This is a genomic window from Arthrobacter vasquezii (genome assembly GCF_029455255.1).
GTDB lineage: Bacteria > Actinomycetota > Actinomycetes > Actinomycetales > Micrococcaceae > Arthrobacter_D > Arthrobacter_D parietis.
Window position 1 is genome coordinate 1 of sequence record NZ_JAROKN010000085.1, and the last position, 8,861, is coordinate 8,861.

Consider the following 8,861-nt stretch of genomic DNA (forward strand, 5'->3'; position numbering starts at 1 on the left):
CGGCTGCGGCGCCGCCGACCCTCCAGGCAATCTTCCGGAGCCACGCCCGGGTCTTCGGCACCGTAGGCGTGGGAGTGCTGCTGATCGCCGCGGTCCGGGCCACCAGGCAGGCCGTCCTGCCGCTCTGGGCTCAGGAGATAGGGCTTGACCCCGCAACGACGGCGCTCATCTACGGTCTCTCCGGCGCCATCGACATGCTGATTTTCTACCCCGCGGGCAAGGTGATGGACCTTTACGGCAGGCGCTGGGTGGCGGTGCCCTGCATGCTGATCATGGGAGTGTCGCTGCTCCTCCTGCCGCTCACTCGTGACGCGCTGAGCCTGCTGGCCGTCGCGTTGCTCATCGGGTTCGGCAACGGGATCGGCTCCGGGATCGTCATGACGCTCGGAGCAGACTTCTCACCATCGCCTGGGCGGCCGCAGTTCCTCGGGATCTGGCGCCTGCTGACGGATGTGGGGACCATGGCCGGTCCGGGAACCGTGTCTGCCGTGACGGCGGCCGCGTCCCTGGCGGGAGGGATCTGGACAACGGGCGCGCTGGGACTCGTGGGGGCGGTTGTCCTGTGGCTGTGGGTGCCGCCGAGAGAGCCGCGGGGGCGTCAGCGGTAGCGTGCCGCCGAAAAGGCCCGGCCGAGGCTCAGCTCGCGGCGCCCTGCAGCCGAGCCTGGGAGCCGAACAGCCAGCACGCCGTAGCGCTCAGCGTGTAGCCCACCCCAACGATGAGCGAGAGGCCGGACCAGAAGAACAGCGGAACGCCGGCCGTGCCCGGAACAGGAGCAGGGCCGATTGCCTGCACGTACACGTAGAGACCAAGGGACAGCGCCAGGCCCAGCAGGCCGGGGATCCAGCACAGTGCCAGCCAGGCCCGGGACGCACCCCAGAACCGTCCAAATCCCTCCCACACGTTCCAGCGGTTTCCGGAGCGCAGGATCAGGAGCCCGCCGATGAGCGTCCAGGCTCCAACCACCAGGTACGCGGCCACGACGTCGGCCGGCCGGTGCCACAGATTGATGAACGTCGCGGCCCCCGCCAGAACGGAGTAGGTGCCGCCGGCGGCTGCCGCGAGCGGGCGCCAGCGGGGGGATACCACGAGGAAGATCGCCGCAGCGGCAGATGCAGCCAGCGTTGTATGCCCGGACGGAAGTGAGTTGAAATCAAGCGTGGGCACGCCGCGGTCCGGACGGTCAAAGAGGACGTTCTTAAGGATCTGCGTTGTGAGATTGGCGCCGATGATGGTGCCGAGCGCTATTCCGGCAGCCGCCCACCGCCGTCGTCCGAGTGTCACAAACAGAATCACCGCTGCGGCGATGAACACCGAAATCAGAGGCAGGCTGTCGAGGAACCGAAGGAAGGGGACCTGGGTATCGGGTGCAGCTATGCCCGCTTCCGCCCACGCGGACTCGTCTGCGAACTGCCCAGTGGTGGTGCGGACAAACGCCCAGTAGGTCCACCCCACAGCGACAAAGCAGCCAAGCGCCCCGAGGACAAACAGCACTGGGTGCCGTGCGGCTGTGGAAAAGCGGCGTGCCGTTCTCGAGTGCTGGGTGTTCACCTGTTTAACACTGACACAGCGCCGCGTTGGTTCCTGAATCGGGCGGGTTTGTCCAGGCACGCGGCACAGCTCCGCCCGCACCGGGGCAGGTGCGGGCGGAACCGGGTGCCACTGCTTGCTACCGGGTTGTGACAGGTATCGTGATGGATCCGCCGGCCGAGGATGAGATGGTGATGGTCGCCGTCGCCGGGGCGGTTGAGTTCCGCGTGCGGATGGTCCAGCTGCCGTCAGCTGCAACGGTTGCCGTACCAATCACCGACCGGGCGAGATTCGTGCTCCGCGCAGTGATCGTATTACCGGCAGTGATGGTTGCCGTCCCGGTGATTCGCCATTCACGGCGGTCGGAGCGGAACTGCGCCGATGCCGTGAGCTGGTCGGCTGGGGTGACGGTTGCCGAAGCCCCTGTGCCGAAGGTCGCCGGTGCACTGTTGCCTGCCGCGCTGGTTGCGACAAGTTTCAGTGAGTACGCCGTACCGTTGGTGAGCCCGTTCAGCACTGCGGTGCGGGCTGCGGCGTCTGTTGTCACCGTCACCGGTGTTCCCGTTGCCGGCGTGGCGGTCAGGATGTAACCCGTGACCGGCGTGTTCGCGGCAACGGCCGCTTGCCACTCGACTGTTGCAGTCCCGTTGCCCACAGTGGTCCGCACGACCTTCGGTGCCGCGGGCGCCTGGAGGGTGACTTGCACGGGAGTGAAGGCTGTCGGAGTTGCAGACGTGTCACCTGCGGCGCTCAGCGCGGTGACGACAATACCGTACGCCGTGCCGGGCGTGAGTCCTTCAAGCCGCGCGGAGGTTGCGCCGCTTGCGGCCGTGACGGTCTTTGCGACACCGGCACTGGTGGTCGCATCGACGCGGTATCCCGTCACTGCGGCGCCGTTGGCGGTCGCAGCTGTCCACGTGACATCCGCCGATCCGGCCAGGGTGCCGTCCTTTACTGCCACGCTGCCTGGAGCCGTTGGTGCAGTGGCTTCGGAGACTGCTGTCGCAGAAACGGTGACGTTGCCGCCGGAGGCAGGCATGCTCGCCTGACCGTTGAGTGCAACGACGCTGACCGGGTAGACCTGTCCACCCACCAGACCCTGAATGGTGGCCGTGGTGGCGGTGGAGCCAACCTTGATGCTTACCTCCTGGCCGAGCACGGTATCCGCCGCGATCACCTGGTAGCCGGTGATAGCCGGGGCATCCGCGGGAACGGTTGCTGGTGCCCAGGTCGCCGTGAGGGTGCCGTTGCCAGACGCCTTCGCGAAAACCTCGGTGGGCTGGTTGGGGGCCTGCCCTGCCGGACCGGCGGGGCAGCCACCGAAGCCCGGGCCGTCGATCTCCTTGAATTCGGAGATGGTCAGGCCAAGCTGAGCCTCGACAGTTGCCGGCTCGGCCTGCCAGCTCGCGACCGACGGATCTCCCGCGAAGGCTGCGTCCTGTTCCGCCTTCGAGAAGAACCCGTACGTGACGGTGAACGCGCCGTTTGCGGCCGTACCATCCACGGTGTAGCCCGCCGGTACCTCATCATCCGGCCAGCCGATTGCCCGTTCGCCGATCCCCATGTCCCGCATGTCCGGATTGACGATCTCCACACCCATGCGTGCCGTATCCACGTCGGTGCCGTAGGTACCCTTGACGACAACCCTGCCCTCGACGTCTCCTGCGATATCGGTGGCCGGAAGGTCCTCCCTCGTCACGGAGGTGATGACGGCGGTTCCGGCGTTGGCGCCGTCTCCACTGCCATCCGCGAACTCAACGCTGACCACATCCTTGCCGGTGATGTTGGGCGTGACCACATCCCAGCAGACGCCGCCGGGGTGGTTCACCTCGAGGAAGCCGGTTGCGTCGACCACCCCGTGGGCAATGCCGATCAGGTTCCCGTCGCGGGTGACCTTGATGGTGGCATCCTGGCCTGCCTGGGCGGTGTAGCCCTCAATGGCCACCATGTCCCGCTTGGTGAAGATTTCAACGTTGCCGGGACCTACCGGCGGGTTGGCTGCCATGACCACCGAAGCTCCGGCGGCAACCAGGACAACCGTCGTGGATCCGGCGAGCAGGGCCGGGAGTGCGCGCTTGCGTGAACGCGGCGCTTTCGCGGATGGAACGGACGTAACGGGACTTCGTGAATTCATCACGCATCCTTTCGTGACGGAGCGGACGGGCCCCGAGGATGATCCGCAGGACGGTCGCCTGCTGAAGAAACAATCGCGGATAGAACTTGGGAATAACTTGGCCACTCGTTATCACTACGCTGGTGGCATGAAGCAACCCACTGTCGAGGAACTGCTGGCGTCGGCGCGCGTCGTCTCCGTGCCGATGAGCGTCCGCTTCCGCGAACTGACCCATCGCGAGGCCCTGATTCTGCAGGGACCGGCCGGCTGGGGCGAATTCTCACCCTTTCCCGAGTACGACGACGACGAGTCGGCTACGTGGCTCCGCGCCGCAGTGGAAGCCGCCTGGCACGGATTCCCGACGCCGGTGCGCAGCCGTGTACCGGTGAACGCGACCGTGCCTGCGGTGCAGGCGTCCGGCGTCGAACCTGTCCTGGCGCGGTTCGGCGCGGTGAGCGCGGTCAAGATCAAGGTGGCGGAACGCGGGCAGTCCCTTTTCGACGACGTCGCGCGCGTGGCGGAGGTGCGCCGCCTCCTCCCGGAGGCAAACCTGCGCATCGACGCCAATGGCGGCTGGAGCACGGCCGAGGCACTGACCGCGCTGGAGTCTCTTGCCCCCTACTCACTGGAGTACGCCGAGCAGCCCGTGATGGACACAGCAGACCTGCGCGCAGTGCGGCTGGAAGTGCAGCGGCGCGGACTCCCGGTGCTCATCGCCGCTGATGAAAGCGTCCGGAAAGCCGAAGACCCGCTGCGCGTCGCCCGGGAGGACGCGGCGGATCTGATCGTTGTGAAGGTCGCGCCGCTCGGAGGCGTGCGGAGGGCACTGGACATCGTGGCGCAGGCGGGACTTCCCGCCGTCGTCAGTTCTGCACTGGACACCTCGGTGGGGATTCGAGCCGGAGTGGCCCTGGCGGCGTCGCTGCCGGAGTTGCCGTATGCGTGTGGGCTGGCAACGCTGTCGCTGATGGACGGCGACGTATCGCCTGAGCCGCTACTGCCCGACGGCGGCTGGTTGCCGGTGCGGCCGCTCACCGTTACGGAAGAGCTTCTTGATCGTCATGAGGCTCCGCGGGACCGTGCGAACTGGTGGCTCGAGCGGCTGAAGCGGGTGTCCGGGAAGCTGTAGGGATCCGGCAATGCGTGACGGCCGGTATTCGCCGGTCGTTGGGTTTGCGTTCACCGAAGGACCCTCCAAAGGTTCATTTTCCTTGTCAGGGTGGGACGGACCCCACATCTGTACACCGGAAGGTTCCTCAAGTGAGCGACACCAAGCGCCGTCTCCTGCCCATGCTCGGCCACACCAACGGCAAGCGCAGCGCCGTCACCTGCGCACTGAAGTGCGACAACGCCTGCGCGTCCGCGGTCTGCAACACCAGCAGCAACAACTACTTCCGCGACATCGTCTCCAACGAGCTCTCCCGCCGCAGCGTCATGGGCGCAGGAGCCGTGGGCGCCCTCACCATGCTCATCGGCGCCAACGCGCCGCAGCTGGCGCCGGGCGGAACGGGCATTGCACCCGCCGTAGCGATGAAGCGCCACGGTGGAAAGGGGAAGCTGAAGTTCACGCCGATCGACCCGGTGGACGCGCTCGTTGACGACTTCACTGTTCCCGAAGGTTTCGCCTGGCGTCCGGTGATCCGCTGGGGCGACCCGCTGTTCCGTGGTGCTCCGGCGTTCGACGCCAACAACCAGAGCGCCGCCGCGCAAGCGCAGCAGTTCGGTTACAACTGCGACTACACCGACATCGTCGAGATTCCCGGCAGCAAAGGCCGCCGCGCCGTCCTGTTTGCCAACCACGAATACACCAACGAGAGCATCATGTTCCCGCCGGAACTTCCCGCCGGCGAAGTACGGGCCATTGCCCGCGCGGCTCACGGGCTCTCCGTCGTCCAGCTTGAGCGGAAGAACAAGAACGCGCCGTGGAGCTACATTGTGGGCGCGGGCCTCAACCGCCGCTACCTCCTGGATACCCCGTACGAGTTGACGGGCCCAGCGGCCGGATCCGAGTTCGTGAAGACCATCGATGACCCTGCAGGACGCACCATTCTCGGTACGCTGGGCAACTGCGCCGGCGGCACCACGCCGTGGGGCACCATCCTCTCCGGCGAGGAAAACTTCAACGGCTACTTCATCACCCCGGGAACGTCCGACGCCGACCGCCGCTACGGTCTCACATCCCGGCCCACCGGGCGCGCGTGGGAAACCGATGAGCCCCGTTTCGACACCCGCAACGCCGGCTACGCCAACGAAGCGAACCGGTTCGGCTACATCGTGGAGGTCGATCCATTCGATCCGAACTCCATACCGAAGAAGCACTCCATGCTGGGCCGCTTCAAGCACGAGGGTGCAAACGTCATTGTTGCGGGCGACGGCCGCGTGGTTGCCTATTCAGGCGACGATGAGCGCTTCGACTACCTCTACAAGTTCGTTTCGAAGAACACCGTCCGCACGGGAAACAGCGCCGAGGACCGCAGGGCAAACATGGAGCTGCTCTCCGAGGGTTCGCTGTATGTGGCCCGCTTCCAGGGCAACTCCGTTCCGGAAATCGACGGCACCGGTGCGCTTCCCTCCGATGGTGCATTTGACGGCGTCGGCGAGTGGCTGCCGCTGATCATTGACAACGAGTCCGCCGTTCCGGGCATGAGTGCCGCTGAGGTTGCGGTTTTCACCCGCCTGGCAGCGGACAAGGTGGGACCCACAAAGATGGACCGCGCCGAAGACGTGGAGCCCAACCCGGCAACCGGCAAGGTGTACGTCGCGTGCACCAACAACACCAACCGCGGCGTACCGGGCCAGGCTCCGGTGGACGAGGCAAACCCCCGCACCCGCAACCGTGACGGGCACATCGTGGAACTCACTGAAAACGGCGGCGACCAGACCTCCACACGGTTCACCTGGAACCTGCTGATGGTCTGCGGTGATCCCGCCACCAACTCGAGCACCTACTTCAGCGGCTACCCGAAGGACAAGGTGTCCCCGATCTCCTGCCCGGACAACCTGGCGTTCGACACTGCCGGCAACCTGTGGATTTCCACCGACGGTCAGCCGGGCACCATCGGCTACTGTGACGGACTCTTCCGGGTGGGCCTCGAGGGCAGCGAACGCGGCCGGGTGGACCAGTTCCTCTCGGTTCCGCGCGACGGCGAGACCTGCGGACCGATCATCCACGACGATGAGCGCAACGTCTTCGTTGCCGTTCAGCACCCGGGAGAGGACGGTGCCTGGGGCGCCCAGAACTCCCTGTTCCCCGACTACGTCGAGGCGGGCACTGCTCCGAAGCGCGGCGAAGGCGCCCTGCCGCGCCCGTCGGTCATCCAGGTCTTCCCGGCTGAGCGCGCAGGCAAGGGCGATGACAAGCCTGGCCGCGGACACGGCAAGGGGAAGCCGCGGACGGACGACAACCGCGGGGGCCGCGACGCCAAGTAGCGCCACAACACTTGGGAACTTTTGAGCAGATCCGGTGGGTTCGACCGGTCGTCGACCCGCCGGATCTGCGCAAAAGTTCCCTGACGTGGTGTGTAGGGATGTGAGGATGGGGGAGTGGACTCTATCGAATCAGCCCGCCGCGTGACTGCAGCCCTGGCTGCCGCCGGAATCACCGACGTCGTTCTCGCTCCCGGATCGCGCAGCGCACCTCTGGCCTACGCGCTCGCCGAGGCAGCGGAGCGCGGGGAGCTCCGCATCCACGTGCGCATTGATGAACGGGTGAGTGCCTTCACCGCGCTGGGCCTCGCGCTCGGTGCACAGCGGCCGGCCGCCGTCGTCACCACCTCCGGAACCGCTGTGGGGGAACTGCTTCCGGCGGTCATGGAAGCCAATCATGCCGCTGTGCCCCTCGTGGTTCTCTCTGCTGACCGCCCGGAGGAGCTGCGCGGAACCGGCGCCAACCAGACCACCCGGCAGCCGGGACTGTTCGGTGTCCACGTCCGTGCCGCCATGGATGTCCCCGCCGGAACCGATCCTGCCCCCTTCCTCGCCCGGGCGCTCGCCGAAGCGCGCGGAGCCAGCGGTCCGGCCGGTCCGGTGCACGTCAACCTGGCGTTCCGGGACCCGTTGGTGCCGAGTATTGACGGCGCCGCGGGCTCGGCTGGGGCAGCGCGCAGTGAGGCGGGAACGGAGCCCGGAACGGCGACAGCAACAAGCGCAGTCACAGCACCAGACATAACAACCGCACCACAACGGACGACGACGCCTGCACCTTCCGGTGACGGCGCGCGCACCGTTGTGGTCGCCGGGCACGGTGCGGGGGAGCTGGCGGCGGTGTTCGCGCAGCATCTAGGCCTGCCGTTACTGGCGGAGCCCTCGTCGAACGCCCGGTTCGGCTCGTCGGTGATCGTCGCGTACCGGCTGCTTCTCGAGCGGTTCGGCCCGCAGATCGAGCGCGTTGTTGTCTTTGGCCGGCCCACCCTCTCCCGGCCGGTGGCGGCGCTGCTGGCCAGGACGGACGTGGAACGCGCCCTGTATGTGCCCGAGCCGCAGGCGTGGTTCGAGGGGGGCAGGCGCTCCGAACGGCTGATCAGCACCCTCGATGAACTGCTGGCCTTCGCCGGCCGCGGCGCAGACGGTTGGCTCAGCGAATGGCGGAAAGCCGGGGCCCGCGCCGAGGCCGCTCTGCAACTGCATCTCGCGGACGAGCCGGTGCTGACCGGACTGCACGTGGCGGATGCAGTGTGGGAGAACACGACGGACAATCTCGTGCTCGGGTCCTCCAACCCCATTCGCGATGTGGACCTGATGGCCACGGGTGACTGGCACCCGCTCGAGGTGTACGCCAACCGGGGTCTCGCCGGGATCGACGGCACCATCTCCACCGCAGCCGGAATCGCGCTCGCAGCCGGAATCCCCACTCGGCTCCTTGTCGGTGACCTGACCTTCCTCCATGACGCCGGCGGCCTTCTGCTGGGGACGGGCGAAGAGGAACCGGACCTGCAGGTGGTAGTGCTCAATGATTCCGGCGGCGGCATCTTCGGGCTGCTTGAGCATGGGAACCCGGCAACGCTGGAGCGTTATGGATCCGCCGTCGAACGCTTGTTCGGCACGCCGCACTTCGCTAACCTCGCCGCTCTGGCGGAGGGGTACGGCGTGCCGCATCGTCTGATCAGCACAGCCGACGAGCTGGACGCAGCGCTGGAGGAACCGATCAGGGGCCGGTCGGTCCTGGAGGTGCGGACCGACCGCGCCGCGCTGCGTGCCATGCACGCGCGGGTGAAGCAGG

General features: G+C 67.0%; 6 protein-coding genes. 4 read left to right on the forward strand and 2 right to left on the reverse strand.

Annotation, left to right across the window (positions count from 1 at the left end; all coding sequences use genetic code 11):
* Nucleotides 1-608, forward strand: a 608-nt coding sequence (locus P4U43_RS16890; RefSeq protein ID WP_277359777.1) for an MFS transporter, incomplete at its 5' end; no start/stop codon positions are given.
* A 28-nt stretch (nt 609-636) separates the two neighbouring features.
* Here P4U43_RS16890 and P4U43_RS16895 read toward each other — a convergent pair.
* Together P4U43_RS16895 and P4U43_RS16900 are read right to left on the reverse strand one after the other, a co-directional pair.
* Nucleotides 637-1,551, reverse strand: a complete 915-nt coding sequence (locus P4U43_RS16895; RefSeq protein WP_277359778.1) for a phosphatase PAP2 family protein — start codon at nt 1,549-1,551, stop codon at nt 637-639.
* 118 nt (nt 1,552-1,669) lie between these two features.
* Nucleotides 1,670-3,664: a fibronectin type III domain-containing protein gene (locus P4U43_RS16900; protein WP_277359779.1), complete on the reverse strand. Its 1,995-nt coding sequence runs from the start codon at nt 3,662-3,664 to the stop codon at nt 1,670-1,672.
* Nucleotides 3,665-3,791: 127 nt separating this feature from the next.
* Here P4U43_RS16900 and P4U43_RS16905 point away from each other — a divergent pair, with 127 nt between their 5' ends.
* The 3 genes from P4U43_RS16905 to menD all read left to right on the forward strand — a co-directional run.
* On the forward strand, nt 3,792-4,772 hold the full coding sequence (locus P4U43_RS16905; RefSeq protein WP_277359780.1) for an o-succinylbenzoate synthase: 981 nt from the start codon (nt 3,792-3,794) through the stop codon (nt 4,770-4,772).
* 161 nt (nt 4,773-4,933) lie between these two features.
* A complete protein-coding gene (locus P4U43_RS16910; RefSeq protein ID WP_404800769.1) occupies nt 4,934-7,072 on the forward strand; it encodes a PhoX family protein in 2,139 nt (712 codons plus the stop codon).
* Nucleotides 7,073-7,186: 114 nt separating this feature from the next.
* Nucleotides 7,187-8,861 (forward strand): 2-succinyl-5-enolpyruvyl-6-hydroxy-3-cyclohexene-1-carboxylic-acid synthase (gene menD / locus P4U43_RS16915; protein WP_277359782.1); only part of this gene is annotated, 1,675 nt, incomplete at its 3' end.

Coding starts and splice junctions, on each gene's coding strand:
- P4U43_RS16900 (WP_277359779.1), bottom strand. CDS start 3,664: ATGAATTCACGAAGTCCCGTTACGTCCGTTCCATCCGCGAAAGCGCCG.
- P4U43_RS16905 (WP_277359780.1), top strand. CDS start 3,792: ATGAAGCAACCCACTGTCGAGGAACTGCTGGCGTCGGCGCGCGTCGTC.
- P4U43_RS16910 (WP_404800769.1), top strand. CDS start 4,934: ATGCTCGGCCACACCAACGGCAAGCGCAGCGCCGTCACCTGCGCACTG.